The organism is Clostridium sp. AF17-21AC (assembly GCF_003461365.1).
GTDB classification, from domain to species: Bacteria; Bacillota; Clostridia; order Lachnospirales; family Lachnospiraceae; genus Coprococcus; species Coprococcus ammoniilyticus.
The window spans coordinates 1-18,399 of the sequence record NZ_QTWY01000008.1; the positions used below are offsets into that span (position 1 = coordinate 1).

At 41.3% G+C, this 18,399-nt stretch carries 14 protein-coding genes, 1 pseudogene and 1 other annotated feature; of the genes and pseudogenes, 6 read left to right on the forward strand and 9 right to left on the reverse strand.

Going from position 1 to position 18,399, the window contains the following annotated elements; genetic code table 11:
- Positions 1-230 precede the first annotated feature (230 nt).
- From DWW85_RS11180 to DWW85_RS11190, 3 genes are all read right to left on the reverse strand, one after another.
- Positions 231-929 carry a CvpA family protein gene (locus tag DWW85_RS11180; RefSeq protein ID WP_117808663.1) on the reverse strand — a complete coding sequence of 233 codons (699 nt, stop codon included), beginning with the start codon at positions 927-929 and terminating at the stop codon, positions 231-233.
- The gene (locus DWW85_RS11185) at positions 926-2,200 is read right to left on the reverse strand and encodes a DUF5711 family protein (protein WP_117785366.1); all 1,275 of its coding nucleotides are present in this window, start codon (positions 2,198-2,200) and stop codon (positions 926-928) included. The genes DWW85_RS11180 and DWW85_RS11185 overlap by 4 nt, the downstream gene beginning before the upstream one ends.
- Positions 2,201-2,270: 70 nt before the next feature.
- Positions 2,271-3,533: a LysM peptidoglycan-binding domain-containing protein gene (locus DWW85_RS11190; RefSeq protein ID WP_173789106.1), complete on the reverse strand. Its 1,263-nt coding sequence runs from the start codon at positions 3,531-3,533 to the stop codon at positions 2,271-2,273.
- 232 nt (positions 3,534-3,765) lie between these two features.
- On the opposite strand from DWW85_RS11190, the gene yyaC reads away from it, so the two are divergent.
- Positions 3,766-4,341 (forward strand): spore protease YyaC, encoded by a 576-nt coding sequence (yyaC, locus tag DWW85_RS11195; protein WP_021943380.1) that lies wholly within the window; start codon positions 3,766-3,768, stop codon positions 4,339-4,341.
- Here yyaC and DWW85_RS11200 read toward each other — a convergent pair.
- On the reverse strand, positions 4,320-5,435 hold the full coding sequence (locus DWW85_RS11200) for a hypothetical protein (RefSeq protein WP_117808665.1): 1,116 nt from the start codon (positions 5,433-5,435) through the stop codon (positions 4,320-4,322). The genes yyaC and DWW85_RS11200 overlap by 22 nt on opposite strands.
- Before the next feature lie 271 nt (positions 5,436-5,706).
- Between DWW85_RS11200 and DWW85_RS11205 the strand changes: the two genes are divergently transcribed.
- Positions 5,707-6,117 (forward strand): CBS domain-containing protein, encoded by a 411-nt coding sequence (locus DWW85_RS11205; protein ID WP_117808666.1) that lies wholly within the window; start codon positions 5,707-5,709, stop codon positions 6,115-6,117.
- 72 nt (positions 6,118-6,189) lie between these two features.
- On the opposite strand, the gene DWW85_RS11210 is transcribed toward DWW85_RS11205, so the two are convergent.
- Positions 6,190-7,851, reverse strand: coding sequence for a 2-isopropylmalate synthase (locus DWW85_RS11210; RefSeq protein WP_117808667.1), 1,662 nt, complete (start codon positions 7,849-7,851; stop codon positions 6,190-6,192).
- Between the two features lie 108 nt (positions 7,852-7,959).
- Positions 7,960-8,198 (reverse strand) — a binding site (T-box leader).
- Positions 8,199-8,333: 135 nt separating this feature from the next.
- The gene (locus DWW85_RS12740) at positions 8,334-8,483 is read right to left on the reverse strand and encodes a hypothetical protein (RefSeq protein WP_021943377.1); all 150 of its coding nucleotides are present in this window, start codon (positions 8,481-8,483) and stop codon (positions 8,334-8,336) included.
- A 229-nt stretch (positions 8,484-8,712) separates the two neighbouring features.
- Here DWW85_RS12740 and DWW85_RS11215 point away from each other — a divergent pair, with 229 nt between their 5' ends.
- The gene (locus DWW85_RS11215) at positions 8,713-9,387 is read left to right on the forward strand and encodes a uracil-DNA glycosylase (RefSeq protein WP_117808668.1); all 675 of its coding nucleotides are present in this window, start codon (positions 8,713-8,715) and stop codon (positions 9,385-9,387) included.
- 138 nt (positions 9,388-9,525) lie between these two features.
- Here DWW85_RS11215 and DWW85_RS11220 read toward each other — a convergent pair whose 3' ends face one another.
- The gene (locus DWW85_RS11220; RefSeq protein ID WP_117785361.1) at positions 9,526-10,194 is read right to left on the reverse strand and encodes an HD domain-containing protein; all 669 of its coding nucleotides are present in this window, start codon (positions 10,192-10,194) and stop codon (positions 9,526-9,528) included.
- Between the two features lie 355 nt (positions 10,195-10,549).
- Between DWW85_RS11220 and DWW85_RS11225 the strand changes: the two genes are divergently transcribed.
- Together DWW85_RS11225 and DWW85_RS11230 are read left to right on the forward strand one after the other, a co-directional pair.
- Positions 10,550-12,697 (forward strand): Tex family protein, encoded by a 2,148-nt coding sequence (locus DWW85_RS11225; RefSeq protein WP_117808669.1) that lies wholly within the window; start codon positions 10,550-10,552, stop codon positions 12,695-12,697.
- A gap of 133 nt (positions 12,698-12,830) precedes the next feature.
- Positions 12,831-14,552 (forward strand): polysaccharide pyruvyl transferase family protein, encoded by a 1,722-nt coding sequence (locus tag DWW85_RS11230; protein ID WP_181986563.1) that lies wholly within the window; start codon positions 12,831-12,833, stop codon positions 14,550-14,552.
- Between the two features lie 157 nt (positions 14,553-14,709).
- On the opposite strand, the gene DWW85_RS11235 is transcribed toward DWW85_RS11230, so the two are convergent.
- A complete protein-coding gene (locus tag DWW85_RS11235; protein ID WP_117808671.1) occupies positions 14,710-16,929 on the reverse strand; it encodes a transglutaminase domain-containing protein in 2,220 nt (739 codons plus the stop codon).
- 173 nt (positions 16,930-17,102) lie between these two features.
- Positions 17,103-17,794, reverse strand: a pseudogene (locus DWW85_RS11240) (thiamine pyrophosphate-dependent enzyme); the annotation flags it as partial.
- A gap of 281 nt (positions 17,795-18,075) precedes the next feature.
- On the opposite strand from DWW85_RS11240, the gene DWW85_RS13005 reads away from it, so the two are divergent.
- Entirely contained in the window at positions 18,076-18,396 is a 321-nt protein-coding gene (locus tag DWW85_RS13005; protein ID WP_278286980.1) for a LysR family transcriptional regulator substrate-binding protein, read from the forward strand.
- Positions 18,397-18,399 lie beyond the last annotated feature (3 nt).

Below are 18,399 nucleotides of genomic sequence, written 5' to 3' on the forward strand. Positions count from 1 at the left end.
TATCACATTCAGTGTTCTTTGTCAACAACTTTTTTAATTTCTTTTTTGATGTTCTGCATACTTTCCAGATGAGAATCATCATGAAATCATTTGTCGTTGTTTGTCGCTGTCTCGAACAGCAACTCCGATATATTAACACATATCGTTAATGTTTGTCAACAACTTTTTCGATTATTTTCAATCTTTTTTTGTTGCTCAAGCTGTTCTCGCGACCAGCAAGTGATACTATACTAAATCTTTTCCAAGATGTCAACTATTATTTTCAAAAAAATGTCTTTTTTGTAAAGCCATGCCAAAAGCGGACTTTCATCGATCATCTGTATGACCTGATATGCCCAGCTAAATGTTGACAACAGCGTCACAATCCCCATAAAGATCCAGACAATCAGGATTCCCTGTCCGGCACCAAATATTGCACCTCCGGCTTTGTTAATGCTTTTTACGATTGGTATATAGTTTGCAACATCAAGCACCATAATCAATATATGAAGAAGAAGCAACAGCACCAGGAGTGTAAGCACATAGGAAATTCCCCGCATTACCATCGCTGTTAAAGACTTTGCAATATAACTGCATACATTATCCACCCCACTCTCCAGGAACGTTTCTCCGTTGCAGTTTGCAATCAGCCAGCCTTTCACATTATCCGGAAGGTCCAGATTTTCTATCGTATCAATCTCTTCATTTCTTGTTGCCGTCTTTGTTTCTTCCGGCAGTTCAAATTTTTCTATGATTTTCTGTTCTATGACATCATCCAGAACGGTATACTGACACAACAGTTTATTCACGCCAGGATATAATATAGCAGTAAGAAGAACTGCCAGCACAATTCCTATCGCGCTGGCAGCACTTTTAAAAAAGCCTTTTCTATATCCACGAAATACCAGTAGCAAAATAAATGCCAGAATTCCGAGAACTAACAGATTCATTTTTTCTCCTTTTCGTTCTTTAACTTTAATTTGATCACCTGGGTTTCATTTTCAAATATCGCAATATACTCCAGCTTATTTTTGGATGGCACAATATTGATCAGATTCTTATTAAAGGTCGTTGCAAACTTTCTTGCTCCATTCAGATAATAAATACTGCAGTCGAATTCCCCCGAAATGATAAGTTCATCATCTGTTGCATATATATTGGAAAATGAATTGTTATAATCCGTTTCTGCTGTCAGCTTACCACTCATATCATAGATATAGATATGGTATCTGTTGTCACTATCTTCGTTATCTGCCGTGATATAACCCAGATATTTTGTATTTGCAAATACACCAAGCATCTCACGGTTCTCCAGATTGATCTCCGCTTTTTCACTTGGTTTTTCAGACATGGCGTATACAACGATCTTATTATCACCAAAACAGACAACTGTGTCATTGTCTACAAAATCTATGTATGGAAATATGGTGTCATCAAAGGTAAAGCCACCCATCAGACGATCCGCATTCTCATTCTGTCCCACAGATCCGAAATTATAGGCTGCAAGATAATCCGGCACAGAAGTCCCGTCTACCTTCACATAACTGGTAAATAACTTGGCTCCGTCATCTGATATTGCAATATCCAGCGGATACCCACTGTTCTCGATCGATGTCTTCATCTCATATATACTCTTGCTGTCTTTATCGTAAGCATTGATATAATTTTCTTTTTCTCCCGACAGGATCACTACATAAACGCCCTGTGCTGCCACGTCGATATTGGTAATATCATAGTTCAGTGTCTGGTTACTGACCTTACCGGATTTATTAAATACATACACATCTCTGCCATTCAGATCTGCAACTGCAGCATAGTCTCCATTTACAACTACCTGCGGCATCTTCATGGAATAGCTGCAGTCCCAGACAGTATTACCACTCTGATCAATATAGGATACTCCATCCTTTGTTACCTTCAGGACATTATCACTGAACAATACATAATTGGCTATATTATCTCCGGATGTCTCGGTAGATGTCACCACGTCATATGCTCTATATTCTCTTGTGCTGATGTATCTGCGCACGGATACGATCGTTACCGCTGCAATTAATATCACAAGTAAAAGGATCAGCAGCTTTAATCTTCCTGACATTCCTGGTGTTACTTCTATTATGTTGCTGTCTGTATCCTGTGTCCTGTCCTGTTTTTCAAAACGACGTTTCCCAAAAGCAGGTTTTCTTTTTTTATTCAGTTCTTCAGTTGTTTCTTTTGTCATACTATACCTCTATATTATCTGCAATTTTAAATAAGAGTTTTTCTTTTCACATGTGGACAGTATATCATTTTTAGTTTACAGATGGAATAGCTATTTTTTCCCCCGGATAGATTGTATCTCCTTCTTTAATTCCATTTGCATTCATCAGGGCATCCACATATTCCGGAGACTTGTACATCTTGATCGAAATACTCATCAATGTATCTCCTTCTTTAATCGTATAATACTGCAGAATTCCCTCTGCCATTGTCTCCTGGGTATTTTCCTGAGTATTGTCCTGTGAAGTTGTCTGTTCCGTTGTTATCAGACTCTCTGTATCCGGTTGATCTACCTGCGTTTTGTTCTGTGCCCCATTTGATCCTGTTACTCCTGCCTTATCTGTGCCGGCAGACTCTGTCTGCGTTTCCGTAACAGCCGATGTTCCGGCAGTCGTACTGTCTATATCTTTTGTATATATTGTCTGTTCTGTATTGCTGTTTGAAAATACTTGTACCCCGGAATCTCCATTTTCCAGTTCCATTTTGCGGATCGTAGATTCGATGTTCTTCATTTTATCATAGTTTCCGGATACAGCAACTCCCATGGATAGTACAAATAAAGCTGCAAAAGAGGCTACTGCATACCGGACATAGGTGCGGTTCTTCTTTGGTTTTTCAGGTGTGTCACCGCGCATGGCGCGGAAATTCTTTACAAGCTCCGCATCCTTCCGTACTGCTGCGTTCTGCTTGTCCTCACAGGACATATTCTTACGGCTGATAATGTAGCTCTGCATTGCTTCATTTCTGACATAATAAATATAGTATCCACGTTGCCGCATCAGCCGGTTCTTCTCACATACATAAAAGGCATCATCACATTCCAGAGAATCCATAACAAACAGTACCTTATCTCTTCCCCGAAAATTTTCCAGATGAAGTCTGGTAATCTTGTCATTGATTTCTGTTGAAAATCCCATCCTGGATAAAAACCATCCCACAACTGACAGATTTTCAAAATATTTATTGATATCCGCATAGAGCTTGCTCCAGATATGATCATCAAATTTAATCTGTTCTACATCAAACTCCAGATTCTGTGCTTCTACCGCTCCACTGATGAACAAGGTCTCTGTATCCCCGTCTTTAAAATATTCTCCAAGTAGGATCGCACCGCGGGAGGTTGTATTTCCCGGCTCTGCAATCTTGCGAAGAAATGTCATTACATAATCTTCTATGTATATCTTCTTTTTATCCGGGGCATTTCCTATCTGTCTGATATTCTTTGGCATTCTGTAGTGACCATCATTTTTTGCATTTTTTTCTGCTGTCGCCTTGTCATATACAATCTCTATCATGATAACACTCCCCATACTTTTATTTACTTTCGTTCTATCGAAAGTTCTCTATTTTGAGATTAATTCTGATAATAGCATTCCAGATAGCCTGTACTTATCAAATTTTGTCAACAGATCCTGCAATCCATATTTTTTCTTTTTTATTATTTCGACATTTTATTTTTCAGCTTTGTGTAAACTTTATCAATCCTGGTAATACTTTATAGTAAGATACATTTTCTGGAAGGTGTTTATGAATATCAGCAAAAAACAAACGAAACGAAAAACTGAATATTTTGATCCCAGCCGTAGCCATACCTGTAAAGCACTTGGGGATAAGATCATAGAAATGATATATGAAATGGATGGTGCTTCCAAGGATATCATCGTTATCTGCATCGGCACAGACCGCGCAACCGGAGATGCCCTTGGTCCTCTGGTCGGTGATTATATCCTGGCTCACAACACAACCTATCAGGTTGCAGGCACGCTGCAATACCCTGTCCATGCTTTAAATATCAAGGATACCATCGAACACATTTATGCGGACTTTGACAATCCTTTTGTGATTGCTGTCGATGCCTCTCTTGGCATGTCAAAGGACATGGGACTGGTCACGCTCACCAACTCCCACCTTTTTCCCGGAAAAGGCGTAAATAAAAAACTTCCGGCAATAGGCGATATGTCCATTACCGGAATTGTGAATCTGTCTGGTCATACCGGAGCAAATCTTCTCCAGAATACCAGATTATATACAGTTAAACAAATGGCAGAATACATCGGAAAGGCTTTGATCTATGCCGATCATCATCTGTCATCTCCCTTATAAACTTTGATAGCCTCAGATACTGTACTTGCTGATCCTTCTTCCATAATTGAGATCAGATCAGATAATTTCTCTTCTGTACAAAAATCCTTTCCGAGATATGTTTCATATTTGTTCGTGATCATAAGCTCGTATTCAGATATCTTCTTCTGCGTATCACCGAAATCATTTTCCAGTGTATCACGTTCGGATTTCAACCGGTCCAGTTTCTCTTTTCTGCGTCCGGTAATCTCATCCGTAATCAACTGCTTGGTTTCTTTCTCGAATGTACGAAGTGCATCCAGTTTTTCATCACTGATCACTCCACCTGCATCCTCTAATTCCTGAATCTTTTTATCATATTTACCCAATCTGTAAATACTCTCATCCTTATCCTTTGCAATTGAATTCTTGATTGCTTTTACAGCCTTCTCATTGGCTATGATCTTATCGCGGGTTCTTCTTCCCTCCCGGATCAAATCCCTATGTTTCACCTTTGTCAGGTTAAATACAATAAAATAAATAATAAACTCAGCAATTATGATCAATGCTGCAATCAACACGCACATTGCAGTATGACTTCCTGTCTTAAACTTTGTATTCATCAAAACCGCTATCACTGCTGCAGGAATTTCTCCACATGCAACCAAAAGAATTACAAACAGCTCCAGAAATTCGCTCATGCCTTTTGGGGAAAACAGACAATAATACATCTTCGTATTACAAAACGGCGGAACATGGTTCTTTTTGAATAAGGTCTTGATAGTCGCATTCAGCTGACGATTCTCCTCCCGGATATCTGCCGTCTCCTTATTGATCCTATCTTCCATTCTCTGGCTTTTCTTTTTATCCTTCTTCGTCTGCACTTGACGGATCTTGGAATTATTTACATCGATCTGTCTGTCATAGCTTGCAGCGATCTGTTCTTTTCTTTTCTTTAACGTGGCACTGATCTCATCGCCGGTCGCCCGTTCTTCCCGGACGATTGCCCGTTTATTCTTCTTCTGGAGCAGTTTGATCTCCTCCAGCTTATCTTTTAAATCTTCTAATTCGGAGATTGTATCACGTGCTTCAATCAGGTATTCCTGATCTTCATCATATACGTTATCCGCAGCCATAGTTTTCCTCCTGTCTGTAAATGTACACGCACAAGCCTGCACTATATTTATTTTAACAAATAACCCCTTATTAAACAACCAGAAGTTTTTTCTCTGGTTTCTCTGTAATCTGTCACACTTTTTTCAAACAAAATTAAGAGAATGTAAATTGCAAACCGTGTCCACTTCTTCTATAATAGAAAAAACAACTACCGGTACAACAAAAACAATACCGGCAGATATGACTTTTAAACAGCATATATTTTACATAAAGGAGGATTTAACCTGACCTATGAATATTTTATTTTTTCTGACTCCCAAGAGCGAGGTTGCATTTATAGAAAATACATTTACTTTAAGACAGATTCTTGAAAAGATGGAGATCCATCGATATTCAGCAATCCCGATTCTGTCGGGTAACGGCGAATATGTCGGAACAATCACCGAGGGTGATATTCTCTGGTTCTGCAAGAAAGCCGGATTAAACCATCTGTCCGAATCTGAAGATATCCATCTGTCCGACATTCCGAAAAAATTCGAATATGCCTCCGTATCAATCAACTCAAACATGGAAGATCTGATTGCCCGTGCAATGGCACAGAACTTTGTTCCGGTAGTCGACGACCACAACAAGTTCATCGGTATCGTAACCCGAAAAGATATTATCGGCTACTGCTATAAAAAGCTGAGCCAGACTTCATAGTCTTTTTTCAAAAAAATTAAAAAGCCATCCAACCGATACTATTATTATACCGGCTGAATGGCTTTTTATTTATTATAACACGCCTGTTCTGTTGATTGCTGAGATTAAGGCATATACAGATGCATCAATAATATCATCCTTAATGCCTGCACCCCAGGTAACTATTCCATCTTTTCCTTCCAGACCTACATAAGCGACTGCCTGTGAGTTAGAGCCAACCTGTAATGCATGCTCCTCATAGCAGATGATCTTGAAGTCAATGTCAAAATGCTTTTTAATTGCATTGCTGACAGCATCCAGACGTCCATTTCCTTTACCATGATATACTTTCTTCTCACCATATTTCATGATCGTGATCTCCGTTGAGATTCCATCGCCCTGCACAAAATGGCATTCTAACATCTGAACCGGACCTTCGATATTGACATATGTACGCTGGAAAATATCCAGTACTTCTGCAGCGGATAATTCTTTATGTGCCTTATCGGATACATCTTTAACTGTGTATCCAAGGTCTTCACGGAATTTGGCCGGAAGATCAAAGCCATACTTGGACTGAAGAATATAACCGATTCCACCCTTTCCTGACTGACTGTTGATACGGATAACATCTCCGTCGTACTTTCTTCCGATGTCTTCCGGATTCAGAGGCAGGTATGGTACTGTCCACATGCCGTCTCCCTGATCTTCTCTGTACTTCATACCCTTTGCGATCGCATCCTGATGAGATCCTGAGAATGCTGCAAAGACTAATTTACCTGTATATGGAGAACGCTCGTATACATGCATATTTGTCACGCGCTCATATAATTCTGTCAGCTTTGGAATGTCGGACAGATCCAGTTCAGGATCTACTCCATGTGTAAACATGTTCATCGCAAGTGTGATGATATCTACATTACCGGTTCTTTCACCATTTCCAAATAAAGTTCCCTCGATTCTGTCTGCACCTGCAAGAATACCAAGCTCCGCATCTGCTACGCCACAGCCACGGTCATTGTGCGGATGTAAGGACAGGATAACATTTTCTCTGTCAATCAGATGTTCGCTCATGTACTCGATCTGACTTGCATATACATGTGGCAGTGACATCTCTACGGTTGCAGGAAGGTTGATGATAACCTTACGATCCGGGGTAGGCTTCCATTCTTTAATAACTGCATTACATACTTCCAGTGCATAATCGATCTCTGTTCCGGTAAAGCTCTCCGGTGAATATTCAAATGGATAGTTCACTCCATGTTCTTCTGCCATCTGATTCAACAGTTTTGCTCCATCGACAGCAAGCTGTAAAATCTCTTCTTGGGATTTCTTAAATACCTGTGTTCTCTGTGCATAAGATGTTGAATTATACAGGTGAACGATTGCATTCTTTGCGCCGTCAATTGCTTCAAATGTCTTCTTAATAATATGTGGTCTTGCCTGTGTCAGTACCTGAATGGTTACATCATCCGGTATCATATCCTTCTCGATCAGGGTACGGCAGAACTCATATTCTGTTTCTGATGCTGCAGGGAAACCGATCTCGATCTCTTTGAAACCGATTCGTACAAGTTCCTTGAAGAACTCCAGTTTCTCATCCAGATTCATCGGAACGATCAGTGCCTGATTTCCATCTCTTAAATCTACACTACACCAGATCGGTGCCTTATCAACGTATTCCTTTTCTACCCATTTTGTAGACTTTTCCGGCGGCATATAGTAGCCTCTTTTGTAATGCTCAAAATTCTTCATGTTTAACCTCCTGTTTCTGTTTTCTGTATAAGCTCCTGTAACGGCTTTTGTTCTCCGATTCATATATTACATAAAATATGGCAATAAAAAAACCTACATCTCATCACCTATAGAGACGTAAGTTATACGCGGTACCACTCTATTTCATACATGTTGTATGCTCTCGTTACAGATACAGATAGAATCTCTTATATCCTCCTGCTATAATGGTCAGGTTCCATCCCATCCTACTTCCTTTCAGCGGGCTACTCTGAGGCGAGTTCAAATCTGTTCCACTGTTGTCTCACACCAACCGGCAACTCTCTGAATGCTTCATAGATTCTACTATTCCTCTTCATCGTATTATCTGTATCGACTTTAACACAGTGTCTCGCTGTCTGTCAACCCCATTTTTACAGAAAAACTCCGTCATGAAAAGATCTGCAAAAAATATGCACGCGGCAACTGTTCTTCCTGTATCCGCGTGCATAGGATTGTCATTCCTACCATACAATATGACGTTTGTTCTTCAAGAGACAACCGCCTGATGCGATCATCAATATACCGGATGCAAGTCCAAGCACCAGAACCACTACGCCTAATGCAATATTTATTGCGCCTGAAGTTTTCATTGTCTTATATGCTTTCTCCATTTTCAGCACCCCTTCTGCAAAAATTTCATTTGAAAAGATGATACCACAAAGTCTCTCACCTGACAATGTTTCAGAGTAAAATTACACCTTAAAATTTACATTAAATATTCTTTATGTTACACTATTTTTGAAAATGAACACATATGATACTCTTTTTATTTTCAGAATGCAGAATGTCGTCTCGAAATGAAAAACGTATCCTATACACTATAGATAAGGAGTCTGAATTATGCCAGCTATTTCAAATGACTGGGCTCCGGAACTGAAGCCCGAATATAAAAAAGAATATTATAAAGAACTGTTTAATTTTGTCGGACATGAATATGCCACAAGAGAGATCTTTCCTCCTGCCGATGATATATTCAATGCGTTCCATCTGACACCATTATCAAAGGTCAAATGTGTTATCATCGGTCAGGATCCTTACCACAACGTAGGGCAGGCGCATGGTCTGAGCTTCAGCGTAAAGCCGGGTGTCGACATCCCGCCTTCTCTTGCTAATATCTATCAGGAGCTTCACGATGACCTTGGCTGCTATATACCCAATAATGGTTATCTTGTCAAATGGGCAGAGCAGGGTGTCCTGATGTTAAATGCTGTTCTGACCGTCCGGGCGCATCAGGCAAACTCCCATCAGGGACATGGCTGGGAACAATTTACAGACGCCTGTATGGAGATCTTAAACCGCCAGGATCGTCCGATCGTATTCATCTTATGGGGATCGTATGCACAAAAAAAAGCTTCGATGTTAAACAATCCGAATCATCTGATCTTAAAAGCTCCGCATCCAAGTCCGTTATCTGTCTATCGTGGTTTCTGGGGAAGCAAGCCTTTCAGCAAAACGAACAACTTCCTGACTGAGCACGGTGTTGAACCGATCGACTGGCAGATTGAAAACATATGACAATAAATCTGCCAAGCAAATAAGCAACGTGTCTGTATAAAGACAACGCTGCTTATTTATTTGGCAGATAAACAGATATGCGCAAGAAGGGCGAATAGCTGTACGATTTCGAAAGTCCGACGGACAGAGAAATCGGTATTATTGAATTGTCTCCCGCTTCTTGTCCAGTTCTGCCTGAACAACAGCAAGTTGTTCGATAATTTTATCTTTTAACATAGATATCTCGGAAGCATAGTTCTCTCCCAGATTGTCTTTTACCTGTTCTAACCGGTCAAGGATATCGGTATAAGTCTGATTTACTTTTCTCTGGATCCATTTGCGATTGGATACAAAAAGGATAGTTCTTAGATTATGCAGTCTGTCTGCAAGTTTGATCATGACCACCTGTGCCGGGGCGTGGTCAAATAGACGTTTTGAATAGTCAGAGAAGGTCTCTCCTTCAAGTTTACTTAATAAATATACATGATCCCTGATATCCGTACCAAAGATCTTTTCAATATCTTCAAATGTACAGTCCGTATCTTCTACCGTATCATGCAATAACGCAACTACAAGTACAGTTTCATCCTCTACATGGCATTCGTCCTTTAATATATGGTAAACGCCAAGAATATGTTCATCATAATACGGCACTTTGCCATCTCTTCCAAGACGTGTCTGCCCCTGATGACATTGCCTGGCAAATGCCATTGCAGTCTTCACGCAATCTGCTTCTGCTGCTTCTGTCTGACAGCCACATTCTTCTATATAAGAAATTGTTTCATTCCTGTCTGCTGTATTTGTAAAACCCTGCATGTTCTGCTCCATTCTGTACCTTAACTGGTATTTAATATGACATAACCGGACATGTCCACCCGCACCTTGTATCTATTTCAGTATAACACAGCCGCCCATATCTTTCCAGCAAATCTGTCATTTTATAGATACTTCATTTTTTCATCTGCTTCGTTTTTCTGTCTTGTACTTTTCCATAATTTGTCTGTCTCCAAGCTTGAATCCTGCCGGGATTTCGCATATACTAGATTCTGCTTTCCCGTAATATTCAACTATATAATGTTCCAACCTGTCCGTGCGGGTTGCAACAAGCGGACTTGAACGCACAATATATATGTCATTGCCTGTTACGGTGAATGATACAAATTAAGAAAGAGGTTTCACGATTATGGATATTATTTTGAAAATCAGTCAGGAACTTATGTGCCGACAGGAGCAGGTAGCTGCTGCCGTTAAATTGATAGATGAGGGATGCACGATCCCTTTTATTGCAAGATACAGAAAGGAAGCTACCGGTTCTTTAAACGATGAACAGCTTCGTACTCTGGATGAACGGCTCACTTATCTCAGAGGACTGGAAGACCGGAAGGAAAAGGTCCTCGCTTCGATCGAAGAACAGGGCATGCTGACCGATGAACTAAAGAAGTCAATTCTGGCTGCTGAAACACTCGTTGCAGTGGAAGATCTGTATCGTCCTTATAAACCAAAGAGAAAAACGCGTGCGACAATCGCACAGAGCAAAGGTCTTACCGGACTTGCCAACATCATCTCCCTTCAGATGACAAATAAGCCGATTCCGGAGGAAGCACTGGCTTATGTATCCGAGGAGAAAGAAGTCCACTCTGCAGAAGAAGCCATCGCCGGAGCTATGGACATTATTGCAGAATCTATTTCAGATAACGCTGAATATCGTACAGAAATCCGAAGCCTTACAATGGACAAGGGTATTTTAATGACAACTGCCAAGGATCCGGAAGCAGAATCCGTATATGAAATGTATTATGATTTCAGCACACCTGTACGCAAAATGGCCGGATACCGTACACTTGCGATCAACCGTGGAGAAAAGGAAAAATTTCTCTCTGTTAAGATTGAAGCACCAGTTGATGAGATCACCGGTTATCTGATCCGTCAGGTGATCGTACGCGACAATCCAAATACAAATGACATTTTAAGGAACACTATAACTGACAGTTATGAACGTCTGATCGCACCTTCTATTGAGCGCGATATTCGAAGCAGTCTGACAGAAGCTGCTGAAGATGGCGCGATCAAGGTATTTGGCAGCAACTTAAAGCAGCTTTTAATGCAGCCACCGATCAATGGTCATGTGGTTCTCGGCTGGGATCCTGCTTTCCGTACCGGATGTAAGCTGGCAGTCGTTGATGCAACCGGAAAGGTGCTCGCCACTAAGGTTATTTACCCAACTGCCCCTCAGAACAAAGTGGAAGAATCCAAGAAGATCTTAAAAGATCTGATCAAGAAATATCATATTTCCCTTATCTCAGTTGGAAACGGTACTGCTTCCCGTGAATCCGAAGCGATCATTGCAGATCTTATCCATGAGCTGGATACAAAGATTCAATATGTGATCGTAAACGAAGCCGGCGCATCCGTCTACTCTGCAAGTAAACTTGCAACAGAAGAATTCCCGAACTTTGATGTAGGCCAGCGTAGTGCTGCTTCAATCGCAAGAAGACTTCAGGATCCGCTTGCTGAGCTGGTCAAGATCGATCCAAAAGCGATCGGTGTCGGTCAGTATCAGCACGATATGAATCAAAAGAAGCTGACAGAAGCATTAGACGCTGTTGTAGAAGATTCCGTAAACCAGGTCGGTGTCGATCTAAATACCGCTTCCGCTCCTCTGATGGAACATATTTCCGGTATCAACAAAACCCTGGCAAAAAATATCGTAGAATACAGAGAAGCAAACGGCCGTTTTAAGAACAGAAAAGAACTGTTAAAGGTTGCTAAACTTGGCCCGAAAGCATTTGAACAGTGTGCCGGATTTATGAGGATCACTGGTGGTACAAATCCACTGGACGCAACCTCTGTCCACCCGGAAAGCTATGAGGTTACTGAAACACTGATCCAGCATCTCGGTTATTCCATGGATGATCTTGCATCCGGTCAGTTAAAGGGCATTACAAAAGCAGCCGGTGATATCAAAGCACTCGCAAAAGAACTGGGTGTCGGAACAGTAACCGTCACCGACCTTGTAAAAGAACTGGAAAAACCAGCCAGAGATCCTAGAAGCGAAATGCCACAGCCGATCCTGCGTGGTGATATCCTTGAAATGAAGGATCTGAAGGAAGGCATGATCTTAAAGGGAACCGTCCGCAACGTAATCGATTTTGGTGCATTTGTCGATATCGGTGTTCATCAGGATGGTCTGGTGCATATCTCCCAGATGTCCGATAAATTCATCAAGCATCCATTGGATGTCGTCAGCGTCGGTGACATCGTAACGGTTAAGGTTATGAGCGTGGATCTTGCCAAGAAACGGATCCAGCTTACAATGAAAGGAATTAACTGATCGATTTTCCACGACAAATGTCTGATTCTGTCTTTTGCGCTTGATTTATATATAATTATAAGATAAAATAAAACTATATGTGGCCTGTTAAGGTTTATAAATTATATGTAAAGTTCAGGGAGGAACTATCGTTTTGAAGATAGGGATTATTTCAATAAATACACATACGAAAGCACTTAATTTTGCGTGTCCTTTACACACATATGCTTTCCAGCAATTTTTATCAGATCATGGCATCGAAAGTACAGTCATTGACTATATGCCTATCTACAATAACAAAGAATACGATCCGGTCTATCCTCTGCATTTTTATCTGCAACATGGCTACAACAAAGCTCTGACAGAAATAATGCCGGAAGGCCTTACAAAAGATGAACAAAAGGTCTGGACACATAAGCATAACCTGAAAATACTTACGATCAATAAATTTGCCAAGTTGTACACGATATGGCCAAAGCGGTATCAGAAATTTGAGAACTTTATCAATGCTCATTATATCCGCACCAAAGAAACCTATCACCATGACGATCTGGATGATCAGAAACTGGATTTTGACTGCTACATCTGTGCTACGGATGTTATCTGGCAGTACAATCCGGATAAAGGCTTTGACCGTGGATTTTTTCTGGCTGCCGAGCCTATGAAAAACGCTCCGAAGATCGGATATGCTGTCAGTCGTGGTGTCTTTAACGGCTGGACAAAAGAACAGGAAAAAGAATTTATCGAATATACAACGCCATTCGAGGCAATTGCTGCGAGAGAGTCAAGCTTTGCCGAACACATTCATGAACTGACGGGGAAAGATGTTCCGGTTGTACTGGATCCTGTATTCTTAAAGGATAAAAAATTCTGGCACGATATTGCGATCCCGCCCAGAAATCAGGAACGCAAATATGTCCTGCTCTACGCTGTAATGGAGCGTGCGATTGACTCCATCCAGAAGGCTCTGGCATTTGCAAAGGAAAAAGGTCTGGAACTTATCATTCTGTCCTCCTATGAAAGCAATGTCCATCTGCCAAAAGAAGGCGATTACAAAGTCATCTATAATGTTGGTCCGGATGAATGGCTTGGATATATAGAACAGGCAGAATACATCTTTACAAATTCATTCCATGCCTGTGCATTCTCGATCTTATTTGAAAAGCAGTTTTATGTTGGTGCAAGACATGGCGATAAAGTTGATACAATCTTAAAAACCTTTGATTTAGAGGATCGCCGTTTTACAAAAATCTATGACAGTACAAAATCAGCAAAACCGATCGATTATAGCAAAGTTGGTCAGCTTCTGGAGGAAAAACGAAAAGCCTCCGGTGATTTCATACTGAATGCGATCCATTCTGTTGAAAAGAAATACAATCTGGCAGATACGCATTTTAAGAAGGAACCATTTAACCTGATCTATGCTTCCTCTGCTAAGAATAAAAATCTTGTCTGTCGGTTATTTACTTTTGGATTGAACAAATCGATCCGGGAAAAATCGATTGAATTTCGTCCAAATGAGAAATATGACGGCAACGCAATTGTAAAACTGGCAAAGAATCCATTCCGTTATAAAGGCTTTACTTTCCTTGGATGGTATTGCCGTACAACTTTTCACGGTATCTACAAATGGTACTGTACGGACGGACAGTTCCACACCGCAGCCGAGATTCTATATCATGATGATATCGAATTATGTCGTTTTCAGGATCAGGAACAGACGGATGCCTTTACAAGGAATCGTTTCCTGACCGGAAATTCATTCTTCCTGCAGGCGGTATGGCAAAATAATGAAAACGGACATATTATTCCGAATATCGAGCGAAGCCTGCGTGCCTCTTTCAAAGAATATATGGTACAGGCTCGTAAAAAATAAATAACGATCCGGATTTTATCGGATAGAAACACAGGAGACCGTGTACAACTCATGCTTGTATACTGTCTCCTGTTTTAATTCGTCTTTATTTCTATTTTTTGATTCTTTTTTATTTTGTCAGTTCTTTGCCCTCGTTTATATTCTGAACAAGCATGTGTCATCTGGCAAGATAGGTCTGTGCTGTCTGCTGATATATAACCATAGCTTTCATAACCTGTTCCAGTGTGCTTCCATATGTCTGAGCCGACAACACCGTATACGCATAACTTAAAACACCATATGTTATCGCTCCACTCTCTCCTGCTGCCAATGTATTCATCTGTGTAATGTTCTGAATATGCACGGCAGGAATTTCTATATAAAACATATTGGATCCGACGGATACCGGAGTTACTGCATTTCCATTTAAGGTAAATGTTATATCACTCAGCTCCACATCACCTGCTTTTGTAAAATAATGACGGATCAGTGTTCCTGAACGCAACACCAAGGAGCTTCCATAATAGGAAATTCCATCCGGCATATTTCCTGCCTGCACGGACTGATAGGATGCAAGTGCAGTCAGATCCATGCTTCCTATCTGACGTTCCGTCTCCGGCAGAATTGCATTTGCCAGATCACCGGTATGATAACCAAACAATTCCTGTGCGGCAGTTCCGTAATTCAGCATTGCCTTCACGACCGGAAGTTCTGCTGCATAGGTACTGCTCCGGTCTAACATATATCCCGCATAATCCTGAACCGAATACCGATATATTGTTCCACATGCAGTTCCATCGGACAGAAATACCTGTGCCCGGATATCATCCGCCATCTCCTTTGCTGCCACATAACAGGTAAATACATAATACTGTTTTCCATTTACTGTCTGCTTCTCTGCATCCGTCACCTTCTGTTGCGTTGTGCTTCCATCCGGCATCGTAAATTCCATATATGCACCGCTGTCATTTAAAACTGTATTTGTAAACCGCAGATAAAAGCAGATTCCCGTCTCCTCCTCCAGCCGGAGCGAATATCCGGCAAGTGATGCGCTCATACCATCTAACATTGCATTACACAGATCACAGATTCCATCTCCATCTTGATCTTCATGATACAGGTCTGTACTCAGTTCCGGATAGACGAATTCATATGCGCCATTTGCATCCCAGGCGCCTTCTGCTATATGACAGCTTCCGAAATCGGTCTTTGCAAAATGATCCGGCTTCGTTGCATATCCAACCAAAAAGAAATCATAATAGGTCCGACTGGTCTGGTCATCCCAGGTCGCATCTACTCCATACCAGATACCGTCCTCCATCTGAACCAGATCCCACATATGGGCTCCACCGGTATCTGTCACTCCGGTCACAAGCACACATGGTATTCCATATGCATCGCACAACAGCTTAAAGCCTCTGGAATATCCTGCACAGACCGTCTCCACCGTTCCATCACCATTCGTGTCACGAAATGCACTGTAAGCCGATTGATATTCACTGCTTGTCGTATTAGATTTTGCATAGGATGTACTGTTACAGATATAATCATGAATCTCTTTTATGGTCTGATATCTGGATGTACTTCCCGCAAGCTTCTTATTGATCGATTCCGTTGCTTCCGACACAATCGTATCCATCTCCGCCTTTGTTGCATTCACCGATGGTTCTTTGATATAGGTCGTAATACATGGAACTGTTACATCTTTTACCATACTGTTATTCTCATCCAGCTCAGACGAATAATATGAAATTCCATTTATTTTGTATGACATATAATAGGTTGCACCCGACAGCCAGCTAAGCTCCGGATGGTCATAGATCAGAGCAAGAAATGCCGGAGTCAGCATGTCACGTTCCCAGCTCAGCACCTGTGGATGAAAGGTATCCGGCATGACCATCTTATTATCCGATGTGATCGTAATCTTCTGATCCTTCCACACGCTGGAATAATTCAACGTGATCGTACTCGTTGTAGAGCCATCTTTATAGGCATCATATAAGATATTATAGATTTCTTTTGACACATCATCCAACTGATCATAATACCGGTCCGTTGCTGTCCTGTCTTCCCGAAGATTATAGGCGGATATTCCATTTCCCATCGTGACCGCATTTACGTCACCCAGGATTTCTTCCCAACCATACGAATCCTCTTCCGGCTCCGCAGCCAAAATCTCATCTTTATCTGTTTCTTCTTGTCGATCTTCAACCTGTATAGATGTATCCGCTTCTTCCTCTGTCTGTTCTTCCGTTCCTGACAGAGTATCGTGCGTTTTATCTGTTGTTATCTCTGCCATTGTTGTTCCCGCTGCAAATACGGTTCCGCCGCCCGTTGCCACCGCTGCGATCATGGCAAGCCCTGCCACAAATATTTTCAGTTTCCTATATCTTCTCATAGCATCACCCCTGTATCAATCTGCTGTGCATCCAGTCTGTGCACCCTCTTGTTTTATACTGTATTCCGTACCTTTTATACTGGTTCTATTTTATCATAGATGGTAAGAGGATACTATGAGAATTTTTATTTCTAAATAGCTGCATGATGTGCTTCGCGCATTTCATACATTTATCATTCCAATTCTGCGATCATCTGTTTTAAGTGTTCCGTCAGTTTTGTATTCTCTGCATAGTCAACCGGGCAGTCAATGATACAGACTTTACCAGATGCAAATGCCTGTTCCAGAACATCCTTCAAATCTTCTGTTTTATCTACACGAAGTCCAACTGCATGCATACTCTCTGCCATTTTTACAAAATCCGGATTTGTAAAATCTACAAAACAGTGATCGCCAAACCGGTCATCCTGTTTCCATTTGATCAAACCATAGCTGTCATCCCGCATGACCAGAACGACGATCGGAACATTCATCCGAACAGCTGTTTCAATCTCCTGACAATTCATCATGAAACCACCATCACCTGTAACAGCAAGTACCTTTCTTTCCGGATATAACATCTTCGCTGCGATTGAACCGGAAACCGCTATACCCATCGTTGCAAAACCATTTGAGATCAGACAGGTATTTGGCTCATAGCAGTTATAATGTCTGGATATCCACATCTTATAGGCTCCAACATCAGATACCAGAATATCCTCCTTACCCATAACGGATCGGATATCGCAGACGGCCGTGAATCAATATGAATGATCTTGTGGTCATCCTTCAGATTCCATTTGATCGGTGCAAACTCGACAATATCATAACCAACTGTAATAATCAGATCTGCCTTTTCTAATATCACATTCTGGTAATCCTTCTGTCTTGTCGTTATAAATGTATCGAGCAGACGCTGGGTGCAAAATTATTTGAACGAACGACACCACTGAAGCTTACCTATGCCGGAGAACGATTTCTGGACTATTCGAACCGTCTGGTTCAGACGGAAACAGAAATGATGAGTGAATTCCAGGATATCGCAGATGAACGAAAGGGACAGATCATCTGTATCTGCTGGTTACGGATAAATATCTAAAAAATTGTTTCGGACCGGACTTCAGTCACGTCAAGAGCATCCTGATCAGCACCGGAAGAATCCAGGTTCTGGAACCTTGCAATTTTCTTCTCAATAAAACCGGCAATACGATCCGGAGTGCCATGAACAGCATCTTCCAGTCTGAAAAAATGGCTGTCAAGGTTGGTGTGGAATCCAACAATCTGGAAACCTTATATAATCTGTGTATCAACCACTATGGATGCACGGTTTATCCCGGCAATTTTCTGTCTGACCGGAAGCTGACTGACAACCTCAATGTGATCCAGCTTAACTATCCAAGCGCCAGCTATGCACTTGGCATCGGCTATATGAACGGGCATTATCTGTCGAATGCCGCAAAGGAGCTTATCCGGCTGATGGAGGGGTGATGT